An 18900-nucleotide genomic window follows, 5' to 3' on the forward strand; every position below is an offset into this window, starting at 1 on the left:
CACCATCAACCACGAAGCGCTATTGGTAGGATGAACCCCTGTTTGTGAGTACGTAGAAGACCTGGATAGCATCGGTTTACGTGACCACTGTGCGGCTGAACTCAGCAGATCCAGTCTCGGTTGACACCGACGCGTTGATCGTCGGCTTCACGTCAGGCCAGGAAGGCCCACGGGCCGCCACGGGCGCCGACTCCCTTGACGCCGCCTTCGGCGGCAAGCTCGCCGACTCCCTCAAGGCCGTCGCCTTCTCCGGCAAGGCAGGTGAGGTGGCCAAGCTGCCCACGTTCGGCGCCATAGCCGCTCCGCTGCTGGTAGCGGTGGGGCTGGGCGACTCCGCCGACGCCGAGGGCCTGCGCCGCGCCGCCGGCGCCGCCGTGCGGTCCCTCGCCGGCACCGCCAGGGCCGCGCTCGCCCTGCCCGCCGACACCCCTGAGGAGGCCGAGGCTGTCGCGCTCGGCGCGCTGCTCGGCGCGTACGCCTTCTCCCGCTACCGCACGAACGGCGAGCAGAAGGCGCCGGTCGCCGAGCTCACCGTGGTCTCAGGCCAGTCCGACGCCGTCGCCGAGCGCGCAGGCGTCCTGGCCGACTCGGTCACCCTGGTCCGCGACCTGGTCAACACGCCTCCCTCGGACCTGTGGCCGGCCAAGTTCGCCGAGATCGCCGAGCAGGAGGGCAACAAGGTCGGCCTGACCGTCGAGGTGCTCGACGACAAGCAGCTCAAGGACGGCGGCTACGGCGGCCTCATCGGCGTCGGCCAGGGCTCGGCCAACCTGCCGCGCCTGGTCCGCCTGTCCTACACCCACCCGGATGCCGGCAAGCGGCTGGCGTTCGTGGGCAAGGGCATCACGTTCGACTCGGGCGGCCTGTCGCTCAAGCCGTCGGCGGCGATGGACTGGATGAAGTCCGACATGGGCGGCGCGGGCGCGGTGCTCGGCGCCATGATCGGCATCGCCAGGCTCGGCCTGCCGGTGAACGCCGTCGGCTACCTCTGCCTGGCGGAGAACCTGCCGAGCGGCACCGCGCAGCGCCCCTCCGACGTCATCCACAGCTACAGCGGCAAGACCGTCGAGGTGCTCGACACCGACGCCGAGGGCCGCCTGGTGCTCATGGACGGCATCGCCAGGGCCGCCGAGGACCAGCCCGACCTGATCGTCGACGTGGCCACCCTCACCGGCGCCCAGATCGTCGCGCTGGGCTGGCGCACGGCCGGCGTCATGGCCAACGACGACGCCGTCAGGGAGCTGGTCGTCGAGTCCGCCCAGGCCGCGGGCGAGGGCGCGTGGGGCATGCCGCTCCCCGAGGAGCTGCGCAGGGGCCTCGACTCACCTGTCGCCGACATCGCCAACCTCCAGCCGGAGCGTTGGGGCAGCATGCTGGCGGCCGGGATCTTCCTGAAGGAGTTCGTGCCCGAGGGCGTGCGCTGGGCCCACATCGACATGGCCGGCCCCGCGTTCAACAAGGGCGAGCCGTACGGTTACACCCCCAAGGGCGGCACGGGCGCGATCACCCGCACACTCATCGGACTCGCAGAGCGGCACGCGAGCATCTGAAACAAATGAAAAGATGACGGCATCACGAACACCCCGACAAGGAGCCTTCCTGTGGCCTATGACATCGTCGTCCTAGGTGGCGGCAGCGGCGGTTACGCCTGCGCGCTTCGGGCGGCTGAGCTGGGCAAGTCGGTCGCGCTGATCGAAAAGGACAAGATCGGCGGCACCTGCCTCCACAGGGGATGCATCCCCACGAAGGCCCTGCTCCACTCCGCCGAGGTCGCCGACGAGACCCGCGAGAGCGAGTCGTACGGCGTCAAGGCGCGCTTCGACGGCATCGACGTGCCGGGCGTGCACGCGTTCAAGGACAAGATCGTGACGCGGGCCTGGAAGGGCGTGCAGGGCCTGCTGAAGGCCGCGGGCGTGACGATCGTCGAGGGCGAGGGCCGCATGGTCGGCCCCAACCGCATTCAGGTGGGCTCGGAGGTCTACGAGGGCCGCAACCTCGTCCTGGCCACCGGTTCGGCGCCCAAGACGCTGCCGGGCCTGGAGATCGACGGCGAGCGCGTCATCACCAGCGAGCACACCCTCAAGATGGACCGCGTCCCCACGTCCGTCATCGTCCTGGGCGGCGGCGTGATCGGCGTCGAGCTCGCCAGCGTCTACCGCTCGTTCGGCGCCGAGGTCACGATCGTCGAGGCGCTGCCGCACCTGCTGCCGACCGAGGAGGAGTCCAGCTCCAAGCTGCTGGAGCGGGCCTTCCGCCGCCGCGGGATCAAGTACGAGCTGGGCGTCTTCTTCGACAGCGCCAAGACCACCGAGACGGGCGTGGTCGTCACGCTGGCCAACGGCAAGACCCTCGACGCCGAGCTGCTGCTCGTCGCGGTCGGGCGGGGCGCCGTCTCGGCGGGCATGGGCTTCGAGGAGCAGGGCGTCACCATCGAGCGCGGCGCGGTCGTGGTCGACGAGCACTGCCGGACCTCCGTGCCCGGCGTCTACGCCATCGGTGACCTGATCCCGACCCTGCAGCTCGCGCACGCCGGGTTCGCGGAGGGCATCATGGTGGCCGAGCACATCGCCGGCCTCAACCCGCCGCCCATCGACTACGCGGGCGTGCCCCGCATCACCTACTCCGACCCCGAGGTGGCCTCCGTCGGGATCACGTCGGCACAGGCCGCCGAGCGCGGCATCGAGATCGTCGAGCAGGTCTACGACCTCGCGGGAAACCCCAAGAGCCAGATCCTCGGCACCTCAGGCGCCGTGAAGGTCATCGCCCAGAAGGACGGCCCGGTCGTCGGTGTCCACATGGTGGGCCGGCGCATCGGCGAGCTCGTCACCGAAGGGCAGCTGATCTACAACTGGGAGGCCCTGCCCGCAGAGGTCGCCCAGCTCATCCACGCACACCCGACCCAGTCCGAGGCCATGGGTGAGGCGATGCTGGCCCTGGCCGGCAAGCCGCTGCACGTACACAACTAGTCCAAGCCCTCGAGATCAGAACGCGAGAGAAGATAACGATGCCGGTCTCCGTACAGATGCCCCAGCTCGGCGAGAGCGTGACCGAGGGCACCGTAACCCGTTGGCTGAAGAAGGAGGGCGAGCGCGTCGAAGCCGACGAGCCGCTCCTCGAAGTCTCGACCGACAAGGTCGACACCGAGATCCCGTCTCCGTCCGCGGGTGTCCTGACCAAGATCGTCGTGGCCGAGGACGAGACGGTGGAGGTCGGGGCCGAGCTCGCCGTCATCGACGAGAACGCCGAGGCCGGCGCCGCCCCGGCCCCGGAGGCGGCCCCCGCGCCGGCTCCGCAGCCCGAGCCCGAGCCTGAGCCCGCTCCGGCTCCCCCGGCCTCCTCGATCCCGCAGCCCGCCCCCGCGCAGCCCGCTCCGGCGCCGGCCCCCGCTCCGGCGCCGGCGCCCGCTCCCGCGCAGGCTGCCGCGCCCGCCCCGCAGGCCGCTCCCGCGGAGCCCACGCCGCTGCCGTCGGGTGAGAGCCCGTACGTGACGCCGCTGGTGCGCAAGCTGGCCAACGAGCACGGTGTCGACCTCGACGCGATCACCGGCACCGGCGTCGGCGGCCGCATCCGCAAGCAGGACGTGCTGGAGGCGGCCAAGGCGCAGCGCGACAAGGCCGCCGCGGCCCAGGCCGCGCCTGCTCCGGCCGCGGCTCCCGCCGCCGGCCCGCAGGCCGCTCCCGCCGCCGCTCCGGCCGCGCAGGCCCCGGTCACCACGGGACCCGAGCCCGTGGAGGTCGACACGACGCTGCGTGGTCGCACGGAGAAGATGACGCGGCTGCGGCAGACGATGTCCAAGCGGCTGGTCGAGTCGCTGCAGACGGCGGCCCAGCTCACCACGGTGGTCGAGGTCGACGTCACCAAGATCGCGCGGCTGCGCGACCAGGCCAAGGCCGACTTCCTGCGCCGCGAGGGCGTCAAGCTGTCGTTCATGCCGTTCTTCGAGCTGGCCGCCATCGAGGCGCTCAAGCAGCACCCGAAGCTCAACGCGACGATCAACAACGAGACCATGGAGGTCACGTACTTCGACGTCGAGCACCTGGGCATCGCGGTCGACACCGAGCGCGGCCTGATCGCGGCGGTCATCAAGAACGCCGGCGACCTCAACCTCGCCGGGCTGGCCCGCAAGACGGCCGACCTGGCGGAGCGCACCCGCGCCAACAAGGTGACCCCGGACGAGATCACGGGCGGCACGTTCACGCTGACCAACACCGGCAGCCGTGGCGCCCTGTTCGACACCCCGATCCTCAACCAGCCGCAGGTCGGCATGCTGGGGACCGGCGCCGTCGTGAAGCGGCCCGTGGTGATCGACACGCCTGAGGGCGAGGTCATCGCGGTGCGGTCGATGGTGTACCTGGCGCTGACGTACGACCACCGGCTGGTGGACGGCGCGGACGCGGCCCGCTTCCTGACGACGGTCAAGCGCCGTCTGGAGGAGGGGCGCTTCGAGGCCCAGCTCGGCCTCGCGTAGCCGCACGGCTTGCCCGGCCGGGCGGCTCCCTTCGGGGGGCCGCCCGGCCTTTCGCTTCTCTGGGGTGTCGTGACGCTTTCCTGTGGTGTCGCTTTTCTGGAGTGTCGTGTCACTTCCTTGGGTGTCGCGTCGCTGCCCCAGGACGTGGCTGCGCCTTCCTGGAGCGTCGCGGCGCTGCTCTGGAACATCACCGCGCTGCCCTGGGACGTCGAGGGCGGGCCTCGCGACACGCGCCCACGGCGGCGGTGCGGCGGCGGTGCGACGGCGGTCGCGCGACGGCCCCTGTGGCCGTGCGATGGCCACGGCGGTCTTCTGCGGCCCGCGCCGCCACCGGTGTGCCGCAGCCGTGCCCCCGCTGCTCTGGCACCGGGGGCACGGCGGCCCGACATGAGGGCGCCGTGGCCCTGGCGCGGTGGCCGTGGAGCGGTGGCCGTGGAGCCGTGGCCCTGGCGCCCTGGCTGTGGTGCCCTGGCCGTGGTGCGGTGGCCGTGGGGCACGACACCGGCGGGCGCGTCCAGGGAGACGGGCCGGGGCGGGCGTACTGTGGGGTTATGGCGATCATCGTGACCGGCGCGTCCGGGTTGCTCGGGTCGGCGCTGGTGCAGGCGTTGCGGGACGAAGGGCAAGAGGTCGTCAGGCTGGTACGGCGCGAGCCGCGCGCGGCCGACGAGGCGTTCTGGCAGCCGGACCGGCAGGAGATCGACCGGGCCGCGCTCGAAGGGGCGGAGGCCGTGGTGCACCTGGCCGGGGCGTCGATCGGCGGCAGGCGGTGGAGCGAGGCGTACAAGCGGGAGCTCTTCGACAGCCGGATCCAGAGCACCAGGCTCCTCGTCGACGCGATCGCCGGGCTGTCGGACAGGCCGGAGGTGCTCCTGTCCGCCTCAGGGGTCGACTTCTACGGCGACACCGGCGACCGGGTGGTCGACGAGAGCCAGGGCAAGGGCACCGGCTTCCTGTCGGACCTGTGCGAGCAGTGGGAGAGCGAGGCCCGGCGGGCGGGTGAGGCCGGCGTCAGGACGGTGCAGATGCGGTCCGGGCTGGCGCTGGGCCGGGAGGGCGGGATGCTCCAGCAGGTGCTGCCGATCTTCAGGATCGGGCTGGGGGCGCCGCTCGGGTCGGGGAAGCAGTACTGGTCGTGGATCACCGTGCGGGACTGGGTCGGGGCGGCGGTCCATGTGCTGAAAAATCGTGACATGACCGGGCCGGTCAATTTCACGTCCCCGTCGCCCGTGACCAATGCCGAGTTCACCCGCACGCTCGGAAAAGCGCTGCGCAAGGGCACGATGCCGATCCCCGTCCCGGCCTTCGCACTGTCGGCGGGGCTCGGCGAGTTCGCGCGGGAGGCGCTGCTGCCCGGCCACCGCGTCCAGCCGAAGAAGCTGCTCGACAGCGGCTACAGGTTCGCCCATACCCGCCTCGACGAGGCCCTGAGCGCCGTACTCTAGGGAACCGTGCGTCCTTCAACAGGTGGGAGAATCTTGACATGAGCCGGTCAGGACAGTCACACATCCTCGCCATCGGGGGCGGATCCTTCCGTCCGAGCAGGCGCTACAGCTTCATCGAGGCCAGCCCGCTGCTGCGCTACGGCCTCGACCTCACGGGGCAGGACCGCCCGAAGCTCGGGCTGGTCGCCACCGCCGTCGGCGACTCCGACGACTGGCTGCTCAAGATGTACGGCGCCTTCGCGGGGTGGGACGTCGAGCTGAGCCACCTGACGGTGTTCCCCATGCCCAACGTCGAAGATCCGCGGGCCTGGATCCTCGAGCAGGACATGATCTACGTGAGCGGTGGCAGCGTGGCCAACCTCATGGCGTTGTGGCGGCTGCACGGCTACGACGAGGCGTTCGAGGAGGCGTGGCGGTCCGGGGTGGTGCTGTCCGGGCAGAGCGCGGGCGCGCTCTGCTGGCACGTGGGCGGCAACACCGACTCCTTCGGGCCCGACCTGCGCGTGTGGGCCGAGGGCCTCGGCTTCCTGCCCTACTCGTGCGGCGTCCACTACGACTCCGACCCGCAGCGCCGCCCGCTGCTCCAGGAGTCGGTGGCGAGCGGCGAGCTGCCCAGCGGGTACGCCGCCGACGAGGGCGTGGGCCTCCACTACGTGGGCACGGAGTTCATCCAGGCGGTGACCGTCGAGCCGGGCGGCTACGCGTACCGGGTCGAGAGCGACGAGGCGGGCGGCGTCAAGGAGTTCAGGATCGAGCCACGACTCTTGACCCCCTGATTACCCTTCGCGGGTGAGGGAACGGCACAATAGGCTCATGCGCCCCATCCACGGGGACGATCCCCACGCACTCGCCATCGTCCGCCTCGGCGTCGACGTCCCCTACGAGCAGGCCTGGTCGTTGCAGCGCTGGGTGCACGGCAAGCGGGTCGCCGGAGAGGTGACCGACACCGTTCTGATCCTCGAGCACGCCCCCGTCTACACCGCGGGCAAGCGCACCGCCCCGCACGAGCGTCCGGCCGACGGCACGCCGGTCGTCGACGTCGACCGGGGCGGCCGCCTCACCTGGCACGGTCCCGGGCAGCTCGTGGCGTACCCGATCGTCGCCGTCACCGACGTGGTCACGTACGCCTGCCGCCTCGAAGAGGCCATGATCCAGATCTGCGCCGACTTCGGCGTCACGGCGAGACGCGTGAAGGGGCGCGGCGGCGTCTGGGCGATCGGCGACGCCAGCCTGGGCCTGCCCGACCGCCAGCTCGGCGCGGTGGGCCTGCGGGTCGCGCGCGGCGTCACCATGCACGGTTTCGCGCTCAACTGCGCCAACGACCCTCGCTGGTTCAGCCGGATCACGCCGTGCGGCATCCCCGACGTGGGCGTCTCCTCGCTGTCGGCGGAGACGGGCCGCCGCATCGTGGTCGAGGAGGTCATGCCGATCGCGGAGAAGCGGCTGGCGGAGGCGCTCGGCATGGAGTCGTACGAACTCCACGAGGAGGACCTTCTCCGCCGGTGATCGACGGCGTACGATCGGCCGTGTGAAGCGCCTCCTCGCCGTCTTACTCGCCCTTGTGGTGCACCTGCTGACGCTCGGATTCGTCGCGCTCGGCGCGTGGATCATTCTGCCCCACATCGATGACCTGGTCGCGTGGCTGCTCGGCGGCACCAGCCTGGCCATCGCGTGGGCGCTGCGGCCGCGCCTGGGCGGCCTGCCCGCCGACGCCGAGGTGCTCGACCGCTCGTCGGCGCCGGAGCTGTACGGCGTCGCGGAGCGCGTGGCCGACCGGGTCGGCGTACGGCGGCCGGCGAAGGTCGCGGTCAGGGACCTGACGGCCGAGACCCGCTACGAGCGCGTGGGCCCGCTGCGCACCCCGGTCCTGACGATCGGGCTGCCGCTCTGGCTGGCGCTGCCGCCCAGGCAGCGGGTGGCCCTGCTGGCCACCGCGTACGCGCGGGTCCCGACCGGCGACGAGCTGATCGTGGACGGGGCCCTGGCCACGCTGGAGGCGTGGCGGGACGCCCTGATGGGGGCCGAGGCCCTGCGGGTCAGGCAGGACGCGCAGACCCAGATCTCCGCCTCCTCACTGGGCGCGGTGGACCATCCGGGCACCACGTACGAGGCGATGGGGGCTCTCGGCCGGCTGCTCGGGCGGGTGCTCGGCGGCCCCGTGCTGCTGGTGCGGTACGCGCTGACCCGGCTGGCCCGCGCCGGCGAGGCCCGTACCCTGGCCCGGCAGCAGGCGCTGGCCCGGCGGGCGGCCTCCGAACGGGAGCTCGCCGAGCTGGACGAGCTGGCCGGCGGCGGCTACCTGGCGCCGATGCAGGCCGCGGCGCTGCGCGGCGAGAGCGCGGCGGCGATCAGGCAGGGCGCGCTGTCCCGGTCCAGGCTCACCCACGACGGGGTGCTCACCTCTGCCCCGCACTCCGAGCTGCTCGGCACGCACGACTCCGAACGCGTCGACGAGGAGCTGCTCGGCCACTACACGCGGGCCATCCGCGGATTCGGCCTCATCTCCTGACCCACGACCAGGCCGGTTTCCGAGGCGACGTAAGCTGAGTGGGTGACCGTTGCTCCTGAAGGCCGAAAGCTCCTCCGCCTGGAGGTGCGTAACGCCGAAACCCCTATCGAGCGCAAGCCCCCGTGGATCAAGACCAAGCTGAAGACGGGCCCCGAATACACCGAGCTGAAATCGCTCGTGCGCCGGGAGGGCCTGCACACGGTCTGTGAAGAGGCGGGCTGTCCCAATATCTACGAGTGCTGGGAAGACCGCGAGGCGACCTTCCTCATCGGCGGCGACCAGTGCACCCGCCGCTGCGACTTCTGCCAGATCGACACGGGCAAGCCGAAGGAGTACGACCGCGACGAGCCGCGCCGGGTGGCCGAGTCCGTCCAGCAGATGGGCCTGAAGTACGCGACCGTGACCGGCGTGGCCCGCGACGACCTGCCCGACGGCGGCGCCTGGCTCTACGCCGAGACGGCGCGCCAGATCCACGGGCTGCTGCCCGGGTGCGGCGTCGAGCTGCTGGTGCCCGACTTCAACGGCAACCGCGACCAGCTGGAGGAGGTCTTCTCCAGCCGGCCCGAGGTGTTCGCCCACAACATCGAGACGGTGCCGCGGATCTTCAAGCGGATCCGTCCCGCGTTCCGCTACGACCGCTCGCTCGCCGTGATCACGATGGCCCGCGAGGCCGGGCTGGTCACCAAGTCCAACCTGATCCTGGGCATGGGCGAGACGCGCGAGGAGGTCGTCTCGGCCATGCGCGACCTGCACGCCGCGGGCACCGACCTGCTGACCATCACGCAATACCTGCGGCCCACGCCCCGCCACCACCCGGTGGACCGCTGGGTCAAGCCCGAGGAGTTCGTGGAGCTGCAGGCGGAGGCGGAGGCCATCGGGTTCGCCGGGGTGCTCTCCGGGCCGCTGGTGCGCTCGTCGTACCGGGCCGGCCGCCTCTACAAGCAGGCCATCGAGGCCCGCCAGACGGCCTGACCACCTACCCGCCGGCCCCGGGACCCGCCACCCGCGCGCTCCCGGGGCTGCTTCGTGTCCGGGGCCTCTGGCGGCGGCCCACGCGTGCCGGGGATCGTTAGCATGGCAGGGCAGCCGACGGAGGAGCGACGGGATGGCCGTTCTGATCCGCACGAGTGACCTGCCCGCCAAGCAGCGCCACGACGCCTGGCGAGCCATCGTCTGCGACACGCTCGGCCCGCTCGACCTCAGGATCGACCCCGGCGCGCCGCTGCGGGGCGAGATCCAGGCCGGGCAGCTCGGCCCCGTGGGCGTCGGCACGGTGCGCACGTCCACACCGCACAGCGTCCACCGGACCCCGGGCCTGATCCGCCGTGACAGCCCGGAGCTCTACCGCGTGGTGCTGGCCATGGCGGGCAGCCCGCGGGTGGCCCAGGACGGGCGGCACGCCCAGCTCAGCAGGGGCGAGTTCGCGATCTACGACTTCACCAGGCCGTACGAGCTGGCCTACGACTCGGCGGTTCAGCTCGCGGTGTTCAGCCTCCCGCGCGACCTGCTGTCCCTGCCGGGCGGCGCCCTGGACACGCTCACCGCGGTCCCCGTCACGGCCGAGTCGGGCACCGCCGCGCTGGCCGTGCCGCTGCTGCGCCGGGTGGCCATGGACCTCGAGACGTACCGCCCGGAGAGCGCGGCCCGGCTGTCCACGGTGGTGATGGATCTGATCAGCACCGCCGTCGCCGAACGCGTCGAGCAGACGCGGTCGTTATCCCAGGACTCCCGGCAGCGCATGCTGCTGCTGAAGATCCATGCCTTCGTCGAGCAGCGGCTGGGCGACGCCAGCCTCGACCCGGCCACCGTCGCGGCCGCGCACCACATCTCGCTCCGCTACCTGCACCGGCTCTTCGAGTCGGAGCACACCACGGTGGCCGCCTGGATCAGGCAGCGGCGGCTGGAGCGCTGCCGCGCGGAGCTGGCCGAGGGCGGCACCCGGTCCGTGAGCGAGATCGGGGCCCGGTGGGGGCTGCCGGACTCGGCCCACTTCAGCAGGCTGTTCAAGCGCGCGTACGGGATGCCGCCCGCCGAGTACCGCCGCGCCAACGCGGTGCGCTGAACGTCAATCAGCCCGGCACCCTGATCCAAGACCGGCGCCCCCTTCGATCGGCACACTGAAGGCACATCGAAGGAAGGACTGAGGACATGCAGATGTTCGTCAATCTGCCGGTCAAGGATCTCGAGCGGTCGAAGGCGTTCTTCACCGAGCTCGGCTTCACCATCTTCGGCATGGCCGAGGGAATGGCGTCGGTGGTCATCAGCCAGGAGACGCAGGTCATGCTGCTGACCGAGCCGGTGTTCGGCTCGTACATCACCAAGGAGATCGCCGACGCGGGCAAGAGCACGGAGGCGATCCTGGTCCTGGGCATGGAGAACCCCGCCCAGGTGGACGAGCTGGTGGACAAGGCGCTGGCGGCCGGCGCCGCCCCGGCGGGGGTCCAGCAGGAGGACGGCATCAGGTACCAGCGCGGCTTCGCCGACCTCGACGGGCACCACTGGGAGGCGCTGTGCCTGGTGCAGCCGGCCGGATGAGCGGCAAGGCGACCTCGGCGGACGGCACCGTCATCGCCTTCGACCGGTACGGCTCCGGGCCGGCGGTCGTCCTGGTCCACGGCGCGTTCACGGCCAGGGGGCACGCCACGCTCGCCGGTGTGGCGGCCGCCCTGGCGCCGTGGTTCGCGGTGTACGACTACGACCGCAGAGGGCGAGGCGACAGCGGGGACACTGCGCCGTACGCCGTCGAGCGGGAGGTCGAGGACCTGGCGGCCGTGATCGAGGCGGCGGGCGGGTCGGCCATGGTGTTCGGCGGCTCGTCAGGAGCCGCGCTGGCGCTGGAGGCCGCGGTGCGGAACCCGGCGATCTCCAAGCTGGCCCTGTGGGAGCCGCCGTACCACGTGGACGACAGCGCGCCCCCGCTGCCGGACGACTTCGCGGCGCGGCTCGACGCCCTGGTGAGGGCGGGCAGGCGCGGGGAGGCGGTGGAGCGGTTCATGGTGGAGGCGGCCGAGGCGCCGCCGGAGGCGGTGGCGGCGATGCGCGCCCAGCCGTCCTGGCAGGGGCTCGAGGCGCTGGCCCACACCCTCGCCTACGAGGCCGCCGTCCTGGGGCCGGGCAACGCGCTGCCCGCCGGGCGGCTGGCCGCCGTCAGGCAGCCGACGCTCGTGCTCAACGGCGAGGACAGCCCCGGCTGGATGTCGAACGCGGGGCTGGCGGTCGCGGCGGCGGTGCCGGGCGCGGTGCGGCGGGTGCTGGAGGACCAGGCCCACAATGTCGCACCCGAGGCGCTGGTCCCCGAGCTCCTGGAGTTCTTCGTCGCCGCCTGAGTCCGTGCCGGCACGGCGGCGGGCTTCCGGACGTTCGGTGACCTGGTGAAGACTGTGGTGGTGGACTTCGACGCGCTCATCGCCCGGCTTGACCTCAGCACCAAGATCCGACTGCTCACCGGGGCCGACATGTGGTCGCTCCCTCCCCTGCCCGAGATCGGCCTCGACCGGCTCGTCATGAGTGACGGCCCGATCGGCGTACGCGGGGAGCAGTGGAGCTCGGCCGACCCCTCGATCGCGCTGCCCAGCCCGACCGCGCTGGCCGCCACGTGGGACGTGGACCTGGTGCGGCGGGCAGGCGCGCTGCTGGCGCAGGAGGCCAGGCGCAAGGGCGTGCACGTGCTCCTCGCCCCCACGATCAACCTGCACCGCTCGCCGCTCGGAGGCCGCCATTTCGAGTGCTTCTCCGAGGATCCGTACCTGACGGGAGAGATCGGCGCGGCCTACGTCGAGGGCGTCCAGGAGGGCGGCGTCGCCACCACGCCCAAGCACTTCGTGGCCAACGACTTCGAGACTGAACGCTTCACCGCGGACGTCCAGGTGGGCGAGAAGGCCCTGCGGGAGGTGTACCTGCGGCCGTTCGAGCGGGTGGTGCGGGCCGGGGCGTGGGGCCTCATGACGGCCTACAACTCGGTGAACGGCACCACCATGACCGAGCACTCCGAGCTGGTGAACGGGGTGCTGAAGGGCGAGTGGGAGTTCGACGGGTTCGTGGTGTCGGACTGGACGGCGCTGCGCACGACCGAGGCCGCCGCCATGGGAGGCACCGACGTGGCGATGCCCGGCCCGTCCGGGCCCTGGGGCGAGAAGCTGGAGGCGGCCGTGCGGGAGGGGCGCGTGCCGGAGTCGGTCGTGGACGACCGCGTGCGCCGCATCCTGCGCCTGGCCTGGCGCGTCGGCGCCCTGCGCGGGCCGGAACAGCGCTCCGCGCCGCCTCCCGCCAGGGAGCGCGTCGACGGGGTGGCGCTGGCCCGCGAGGTGGCCACGCGCGGCTTCACGCTGCTGACCAACGACGGCATCCTGCCGTTCCGGCAGGTCAGGACCGTCGCCGTGATCGGGGCGGCGGCCGCCGAGTCCCGCGTCATGGGCGGGGGCAGCGCGCAGGTCTTCCCCGACAGGATCGTCTCGCCGCTGCAGGGGCTCGGGGAGCGGGCCGAGGTCCGGTACGCGCTCGGCACCGATCCCCGGATCCGCCTGTCCCCGATCCCCGGCCCGGCCACGGCCGCCTTCCTGGACGCGGAGGGTGCGGCGCTGTCCGAGCAGCCGCTGGCCGCGGCCGAGGCCCGGTGGATCGGCCAGCTGCCGCCCGGCGTGGACGGCGACCGGCTGACGGCGGTCCGGCTGCGCACCACGTACACGCCGGACGTCTCGGGCGGGCACCAGCTCTCCGTCGCCGGGGTGGGGGCCTTCACCGTCGTCGTGAACGGCGAGACCGTCCTCGACGAGATCCTCGAGGTGGAAGGCGACGACCCGGCCGCGGCGTTCCTGTCACCGCCGGAGCGGCGGGTGGGCGTGGCCATGACCGCCGGGGAGCCGTACGAGGTGGTCGTGACGCACCCGGCGGGGGCGTTCGGCGGGATGGCGTTCGTGTCGTTCACGGTCGGCCACGCGAATCCGAGCCCCGGCGAGGAGGAGCTGATGGCCGAGGCCGCGCGGGTGGCGGCGGAGTGCGACGTGGCGGTGGTCGTGGCCGCCACCACGCCGGAGGTGGAGAGCGAGGGCTTCGACCGTACGGACCTCAGGCTGCCCGGACGGCAGGACGAGCTGATCCGCGCCGTCGCCGCGGCCAACCCGCGCACCGTCGTGGTCGTCAACGCCGGCTCGCCGGTCGAGATGCCGTGGACGGAGGAGGTGGCGGCGGTGCTGCTCACCTGGTTCCCCGGGCAGGAGGCGGGGGCGGCGCTGGCGGACGTGCTGTTCGGGGACGCCGAGCCGGGCGGGCGGCTGCCCACGACGTGGCCGAAGCGGCTGGAGGACGCTCCCGTGGTGGACGTGACGCCGGTGGACGGTGTGCTGGCGTACGAGGAGGGCGTCTCGATCGGGTACCGGGCCTGGGAGCGGTCGGGGCGCGCGCCCGCGTTCTGGTTCGGGCACGGCCTGGGCTACACGACCTGGTCGTACGACTCGATCGCGGCCGAGGGGACGACCGTCACGGTCGCCGTCACCAACACCGGCGACCGCCCGGGCCGCGAGGTCGTGCAGGTGTACGTCGCCGGGGCGCTGGCCGGCTTCGACGTGGTCGAGGCCGCGCCCGGGGAGACCGTGCTCACCACGATCTTCCTGCCGGAGCGGGCCTTCCAGGTCTGGGACGGCGGCTGGCGGACGGTCGAGGGCGAGCACGCGGTGGAGGCGGGCCCCAGCGTGGGCGATCCGCGCCTGTCGGCTACCGTGAAGGTGTAAGCCGCGCGAGAAATGGCCGGGTCGCGTTTTCCGTACTGCACCAGTTGGTTTGTATCCTTCAGAGCATGGCAAAGTCCGAGGAACCAGAGAAGCCGGGGCGCATCAAGCAGCTCCGCATGATCGCGCAGATCATCAAGCAGGCCAACCCCAAGGGGATGCCCATAGTCTTCCTCTCGGCGGTGGGCACGCTGGCGGTGGTCGTCGTGATCGGCCTGGTCACGGACTACCTGTGGTATTCGGTGTTCATCGGCGTGCTGGCCGCGCTCACGGTCGGTCTGGTGGTGTTCGGGCAGCTCGCCCAGAAGGCTCAATACTCGATCCTGCACGGCCAGACCGGCGCCGCGGCGGCGGTGCTGCAGGGCATGCGCGGCAACTGGCAGGTCACCCCGGCCATCGCGGTCAACCGCGACCAGGACCTCATCCACCTCGTGGTCGGCTTCCCCGGCGTCGTGCTGGTGTCGGAGGGCCCCGGCAACCGGGTGGCGAAGATGCTGGCGGCCGAGAAGAAGCGGGTCGCCCGAGTGGTGCTGGGCATCGAGATCTACGACGTGCAGTGCGGTGACGGCGAGGGGCAGGTGCCGCTCGGCAAGCTGCAGCGCCACATCATGAAGCTGCCGCGCAACCTGAAGAAGCCCGCGGTCAACGAGGTGAAGGACCGCCTGCGCTCGCTGCCGAAGAACATGCCGATGCCCAAGGGTCCGATGCCCAGGGGCGCCCGCATGCCGCGCGGCCCCAAGATGCGCTAGTGCTGTCGGGTTCGTCGCGGGCCAACCGCTGGTGGTGGGACGGCAACGCCGACGACTACCAGGTCGAGCACGGCGAGTTCCTGCGTGACACGGGGTTCGTCTGGTGCCCCGAGGGCGTGGACGAGGCCGACGCGCACCTCCTCGGCGAGGTGCGCGGCCGGCGTGTGCTGGAGATCGGCTGCGGGGCGGCGCAGTGCGCGCGGTGGCTGGTGACGCAGGGGGCGCGGGTGGCCGCGTTCGACATCTCGCACCGGCAGCTGCGCCACTCCCAGCGCATCGACCTCGACACCGGGCTGCACGTGCCCGTGGTGCAGGCCGACGCCGAGTCGCTGCCGTTCGCCGACGACGCCTTCGACCTGGCCTGCTCGGCGTTCGGCGCGCTGCCGTTCGTGGCCGACCCGCTCGCGGTCTTCCGCGAGGTGCGCAGGGTGCTCAGGCCGGGCGGCCGGTTCGTGTTCTCGGTGAGCCATCCGATCCGCTGGGCGTTCCCCGACGATCCGGGGCCGCGCGGGCTGACGTCCGACCGGTCCTACTTCGACCGCTCCCCCTATGAGGAGCAGGACGAGAGCGGCACGGTCACGTACGTCGAGCACCACCGCACCATGGGCGACTGGGTGAGCCTGCTGGTCGCCTCCGGGCTGAGCGTCACCGGGCTGCTGGAGCCCGAGTGGCCCGAGGGGCACGAGCGGGTGTGGGGCGGCTGGAGCCCGCTGCGCGGCCGCCACCTCCCCGGCACAGCGATCTTCAGCTGCGCGCATACCTAGCGGCCATGGCGTGGAAGACCTCCTTGGGCTCCCAGCGCCGCTCGTCGAGCATCTTCACCACGCCGTACGAGCCGATGTCGTTCTCGCCGGCGCGGTTGTAGGACGCGAACGTGAACCAGAGCGCGGTGTCCACGCCCTCCTGCTCGAAGACGTCCATCAGCTCGGTGAAATAGCGCACCTGCTCGCCCTCGTCGCGCACGGCGCCGTCGGGCACCACCCACGCCGAGCCGCCGAGCTCCCCCGCGCCGCGGTAGGCGCACGTGCCGAACTCGGTCACCGCGACCGGCTTGCCGTGCTTGAACTGGGCGCGCAGCTCGTCCACGAAGTTGTGGGCGTTGTAGGAGGCGCGGTAGGCGTCCACGCCCGCCACGTCGAACGGGGCCCAGTCGACCGGCTCCCACGGCCCCGACGCGTAGCTCAGCCTGCCGCCGAACAGCGGCCGCACGGTCTCGGCCACCTTCGCCAGGTAGCCGTTGAAGCGGGGCATGGCCTTCATCAGGGACGTCCACCACTCGACGTCGCCGCTCATCATGGCGGTGAGCCGGTCGCGATAGCCGTCGCCCTCGATGAAGCCCTTGCCGAAGGCGGTGATCTCGCAGCCGGTGACCAGCACGATGTCGGCGCCGTCGCGGCGCAGCCCCTCGGCGCGGCCGGCCACGTCGGCGAAGAGCTCGAGCATCTCGTCCTGCGTGAGGTCCACGGGGAACGGGGTGAACCAGATCTCCAGCCCGGCCGCCGCGGCCTCCCTGGCCGCCGCCTCGACGCGCTCGGGGTCGCGGCCGGAGATGCGCACCGACGCGCAGTGCAGGTCCTCCGCGATCGTGCGCATGTCGCGGCGGACGTCCTCGATGTGGAACGACGTGCGGCTCAGGTCGTCGCCCGGGAGGAACCCGACGTCATAGTTGATCCCCTTTTTCATGACTTATCCCCTTTTGTTGTGAGCCCGTGTTCCAGGAGGTCGAAGGCCAGCTCCACGTCGCCCGCCAAGCGTCCGCCCGCCTCCTCCAGGGGCTGTCCCGCGGCGATGCGCTGGAAGAACGCCTCCTGGACGGTGGTGACGGCGGCGGTGATCTGCGCGGCCATGAGCTGCGCGGTCAGGTCATCGCCGGGATGAGCCTCCTTGAGTGCTTCGGCCAGCTCGTACCGCTCGCTCATGCGCACCCCGTGCAGCGCGCCCATCAGGGCCGGGCTCGAGGAGATGACGCGGACCGTGGCCAGCAGGGACTCCACGTCCACCTCGCCCGCACCCTGGGCGGCCTGCGCCCGGTAGTGCTCGCGCAGCGCGCCGAGGGGCGTGACCCCCTCGGGACGCCCGGCCACAATCGCGGCCAGGTCGTCCTTGACGCCCTCGGTGACGAGGCAGTCCTTGGTCGGGAAGTAGTTGAACAGCGTCACCTTGGCGACCCCGGCCGCCTCGGCGATCTCGTTGACGGTCACCGCGTCGTAGCCGCGCTCGTCGAACAGGCGCAGCGCCACCTCGGCGATCCGCCGCCGCGTCTGCTCCTTCTTCCGCTCCCTGAGCCCCATGAGGACAGCATAAAGCGAACCAGGTTCATTTTTAAACCCGGTATGGCTTTCCTCGCCGAAGAGCTACATGCGGACGACCATCGTGTTGGACACGCGGTCGTGCACCCCGCGGTGGTCGCGGTCCCAGATGAGGGCGGGCACGGCCAGGCACAGCAGCAGGGTGCGCACCAGCACGGGCAGCCAGCGGGGGTTCCCGCCGTCCATCGCGGCCACCCTGATGCCGGCCAGCCGGTGCCCGAAGGTCTGCCCCATGAACCCGACCAGGATCAGGTACTGCACGGCGAAGACGACCGCGGGCGCCCACGGCTGCTCGGCGGGGTTCATCCTGAGCAGCAGCTGCACGACGGCCCACGTGCAGATCATCCAGTCGATGACCAGCGCGGCGATCCTGCGGCCCCAGCCGGCGATCGACCCGCTGCCCTCCTCGGGCAGGCCCAGGCGCTCACCCGGGTAGCCGAGATCGATCCCGGCGGACCTGATCCCGCCCAGCCAGGTCTGCGTCCACCGAGGCCCCTTGCTGCTCATGTCCTCAACGGTATCCGCCTGGAGTGCCGGTCCGCGTCGTGACCCAACCGCGTCGCAAACCGGCCATCATGTACGCCATGCCACACGGGGATGACCTTGATGCGCGCTTCAACGAGCTGGTCGCGCAGATCGACGAGGAGCAACAGCGCAGGATGCGGGCCGCGGCCGTCAAAGGCGCGAAAGAGCAGCGGCGTACCGACCGGTTACAGAGACGCTCGGGCTTATCCGAGAGACAGGCGGCCCCGCGGCGGCGGATCGGGCGGGCCTGGATCGCGATGGCCGTGATCACGGGGCTGATCGCGGCCGCGGGCGTGGTCGTGACCTTCCGCCCCGACCTGCTCACCCCCTCGGGCGCGGTGCCCGAGGAGCCGGCGCCCAAGGACGCGGTGATCGCGGCGCCGTCGGGCGAGGTCTCGCCGAGTCCGGTGGAGAACCCGGGTGACGATCAGGCGGACGGGGGCGGCGAGGAGCCGGCGAGCCCGTTCGCCGGGTCGCCCGCCGAGAAGTACGCCGACGGGGTCGCCGGGTTCGTGATGCCGGAGGCCAAGGCGCTGGGCGGGCTGTCGAAGAAGGACGTGGCCAAGGGGCTGAAGCGGACGCGCGAGCTGCTCGCGGCGGCCTTCCTGGACAAGAAGACGCTCATGGGCGGCAGGCCGTCGGCGTTCATCAAGCTGCTCGACCCCGACCTGCGCGAGTGGTTCCTCGACGACCTCAGGAAGAAGAACAAGAAGAAGGACGCCGCGGCCTTCGTCGTCCAGTTCGCCAAGGGCACGGCCGACTTCTCCACCGATGTGATCAAGGTGCACGGGCGCGTCAAGCTGGGCACGTTCAAGGAGCGTGGCCGGCGCGGTGCCGAGGTGAAGCTGAACCACTTGGTCGTCTACGCCGTGCACCGCCCGGACCAGCCGGACGCCACCATCCGGGTCGTCACGCATCCGATCGGCGGCATGCGGTTGTACCGCGAAGCCGGGCGGCTGGTCGTGTGGCCGGTGAAATGGGGGAACGACAGCACCCCCGCGCGTTGCGACACGCACGACGGCTTCATTCACCCCGAGTACGACGACACGCCTCGGAGCACGGTGGCGCCCACCGGCGCGCCTACGGATCCGTACGAGCTGAGAGAGGACAATCCGAAGGGTTGCGCCACGTCGCAACCCACCTGACCTGCGTAACATGTGTGAAACAAACGA

18 protein-coding genes are annotated in these 18900 nt (G+C 71.7%); 15 read left to right on the top strand and 3 right to left on the bottom strand.

Annotated features, from left to right (window positions below; all coding sequences use genetic code 11):
* Positions 1-80: 80 nt before the first annotated feature.
* From AB0J64_RS14675 to AB0J64_RS14740, 14 genes are all read left to right on the top strand, one after another.
* Entirely contained in the window at positions 81-1550 is a 1470-nt protein-coding gene (locus tag AB0J64_RS14675; protein ID WP_364026040.1) for a leucyl aminopeptidase, read from the top strand.
* Positions 1551-1601: 51 nt separating this feature from the next.
* Complete coding sequence (gene lpdA, locus AB0J64_RS14680) at positions 1602-2966, top strand: dihydrolipoyl dehydrogenase (RefSeq protein WP_364026042.1); 1365 nt, start codon at positions 1602-1604, stop codon at positions 2964-2966.
* A gap of 38 nt (positions 2967-3004) precedes the next feature.
* Positions 3005-4468, top strand: a complete 1464-nt coding sequence (gene sucB / locus AB0J64_RS14685; protein WP_364026045.1) for a 2-oxoglutarate dehydrogenase, E2 component, dihydrolipoamide succinyltransferase — start codon at positions 3005-3007, stop codon at positions 4466-4468.
* Between the two features lie 551 nt (positions 4469-5019).
* Positions 5020-5913, top strand: coding sequence for a TIGR01777 family oxidoreductase (locus AB0J64_RS14690; protein ID WP_364026048.1), 894 nt, complete (start codon positions 5020-5022; stop codon positions 5911-5913).
* 38 nt (positions 5914-5951) lie between these two features.
* On the top strand, positions 5952-6689 hold the full coding sequence (locus AB0J64_RS14695) for a peptidase E (protein WP_364026049.1): 738 nt from the start codon (positions 5952-5954) through the stop codon (positions 6687-6689).
* Between the two features lie 37 nt (positions 6690-6726).
* Positions 6727-7419: a lipoyl(octanoyl) transferase LipB gene (gene lipB / locus AB0J64_RS14700; RefSeq protein WP_364026051.1), complete on the top strand. Its 693-nt coding sequence runs from the start codon at positions 6727-6729 to the stop codon at positions 7417-7419.
* Positions 7420-7441: 22 nt separating this feature from the next.
* Complete coding sequence (locus tag AB0J64_RS14705; RefSeq protein ID WP_364026054.1) at positions 7442-8422, top strand: hypothetical protein; 981 nt, start codon at positions 7442-7444, stop codon at positions 8420-8422.
* 42 nt (positions 8423-8464) lie between these two features.
* A complete protein-coding gene (lipA, locus tag AB0J64_RS14710; RefSeq protein ID WP_364026057.1) occupies positions 8465-9394 on the top strand; it encodes a lipoyl synthase in 930 nt (309 codons plus the stop codon).
* Positions 9395-9527: 133 nt separating this feature from the next.
* A complete protein-coding gene (locus AB0J64_RS14715) occupies positions 9528-10484 on the top strand; it encodes a helix-turn-helix domain-containing protein (protein ID WP_364026060.1) in 957 nt (318 codons plus the stop codon).
* Between the two features lie 86 nt (positions 10485-10570).
* Positions 10571-10957: a VOC family protein gene (locus AB0J64_RS14720; protein WP_364026063.1), complete on the top strand. Its 387-nt coding sequence runs from the start codon at positions 10571-10573 to the stop codon at positions 10955-10957.
* A complete protein-coding gene (locus AB0J64_RS14725) occupies positions 10933-11748 on the top strand; it encodes an alpha/beta hydrolase (RefSeq protein ID WP_364026066.1) in 816 nt (271 codons plus the stop codon). The genes AB0J64_RS14720 and AB0J64_RS14725 overlap by 25 nt, the downstream gene beginning before the upstream one ends.
* A 45-nt stretch (positions 11749-11793) precedes the next feature.
* Positions 11794-14148 (top strand): glycoside hydrolase family 3 C-terminal domain-containing protein, encoded by a 2355-nt coding sequence (locus AB0J64_RS14730; protein WP_364026069.1) that lies wholly within the window; start codon positions 11794-11796, stop codon positions 14146-14148.
* Positions 14149-14213: 65 nt separating this feature from the next.
* Positions 14214-14894, top strand: a complete 681-nt coding sequence (locus AB0J64_RS14735) for a DUF4191 domain-containing protein (RefSeq protein ID WP_344985430.1) — start codon at positions 14214-14216, stop codon at positions 14892-14894.
* The gene (locus AB0J64_RS14740; RefSeq protein WP_364026072.1) at positions 14894-15658 is read left to right on the top strand and encodes a methyltransferase domain-containing protein; all 765 of its coding nucleotides are present in this window, start codon (positions 14894-14896) and stop codon (positions 15656-15658) included. The genes AB0J64_RS14735 and AB0J64_RS14740 overlap by 1 nt, the downstream gene beginning before the upstream one ends.
* Here AB0J64_RS14740 and AB0J64_RS14745 read toward each other — a convergent pair.
* The 3 genes from AB0J64_RS14745 to AB0J64_RS14755 all read right to left on the bottom strand — a co-directional run bounded on the left by AB0J64_RS14745 (position 15639) and on the right by AB0J64_RS14755 (position 17710).
* Complete coding sequence (locus AB0J64_RS14745) at positions 15639-16577, bottom strand: hypothetical protein (RefSeq protein ID WP_364026074.1); 939 nt, start codon at positions 16575-16577, stop codon at positions 15639-15641. The two genes, AB0J64_RS14740 and AB0J64_RS14745, sit on opposite strands and share 20 nt — an antisense overlap.
* Positions 16574-17185 (bottom strand): TetR/AcrR family transcriptional regulator, encoded by a 612-nt coding sequence (locus AB0J64_RS14750; RefSeq protein WP_364026076.1) that lies wholly within the window; start codon positions 17183-17185, stop codon positions 16574-16576. Before AB0J64_RS14750 ends, AB0J64_RS14745 begins: the two co-directional genes overlap by 4 nt.
* A 63-nt stretch (positions 17186-17248) precedes the next feature.
* On the bottom strand, positions 17249-17710 hold the full coding sequence (locus AB0J64_RS14755) for an RDD family protein (protein WP_344985434.1): 462 nt from the start codon (positions 17708-17710) through the stop codon (positions 17249-17251).
* A 77-nt stretch (positions 17711-17787) separates the two neighbouring features.
* Between AB0J64_RS14755 and AB0J64_RS14760 the strand changes: the two genes are divergently transcribed.
* Positions 17788-18873 (top strand): hypothetical protein, encoded by a 1086-nt coding sequence (locus AB0J64_RS14760; RefSeq protein ID WP_364026079.1) that lies wholly within the window; start codon positions 17788-17790, stop codon positions 18871-18873.
* The last annotated feature ends 27 nt before the right edge of the window (positions 18874-18900 follow it).

Origin of the sequence: Nonomuraea sp. NPDC049695 (assembly GCF_040674955.1) — a bacterium.
GTDB lineage: Bacteria > Actinomycetota > Actinomycetes > Streptosporangiales > Streptosporangiaceae > Nonomuraea > Nonomuraea helvata.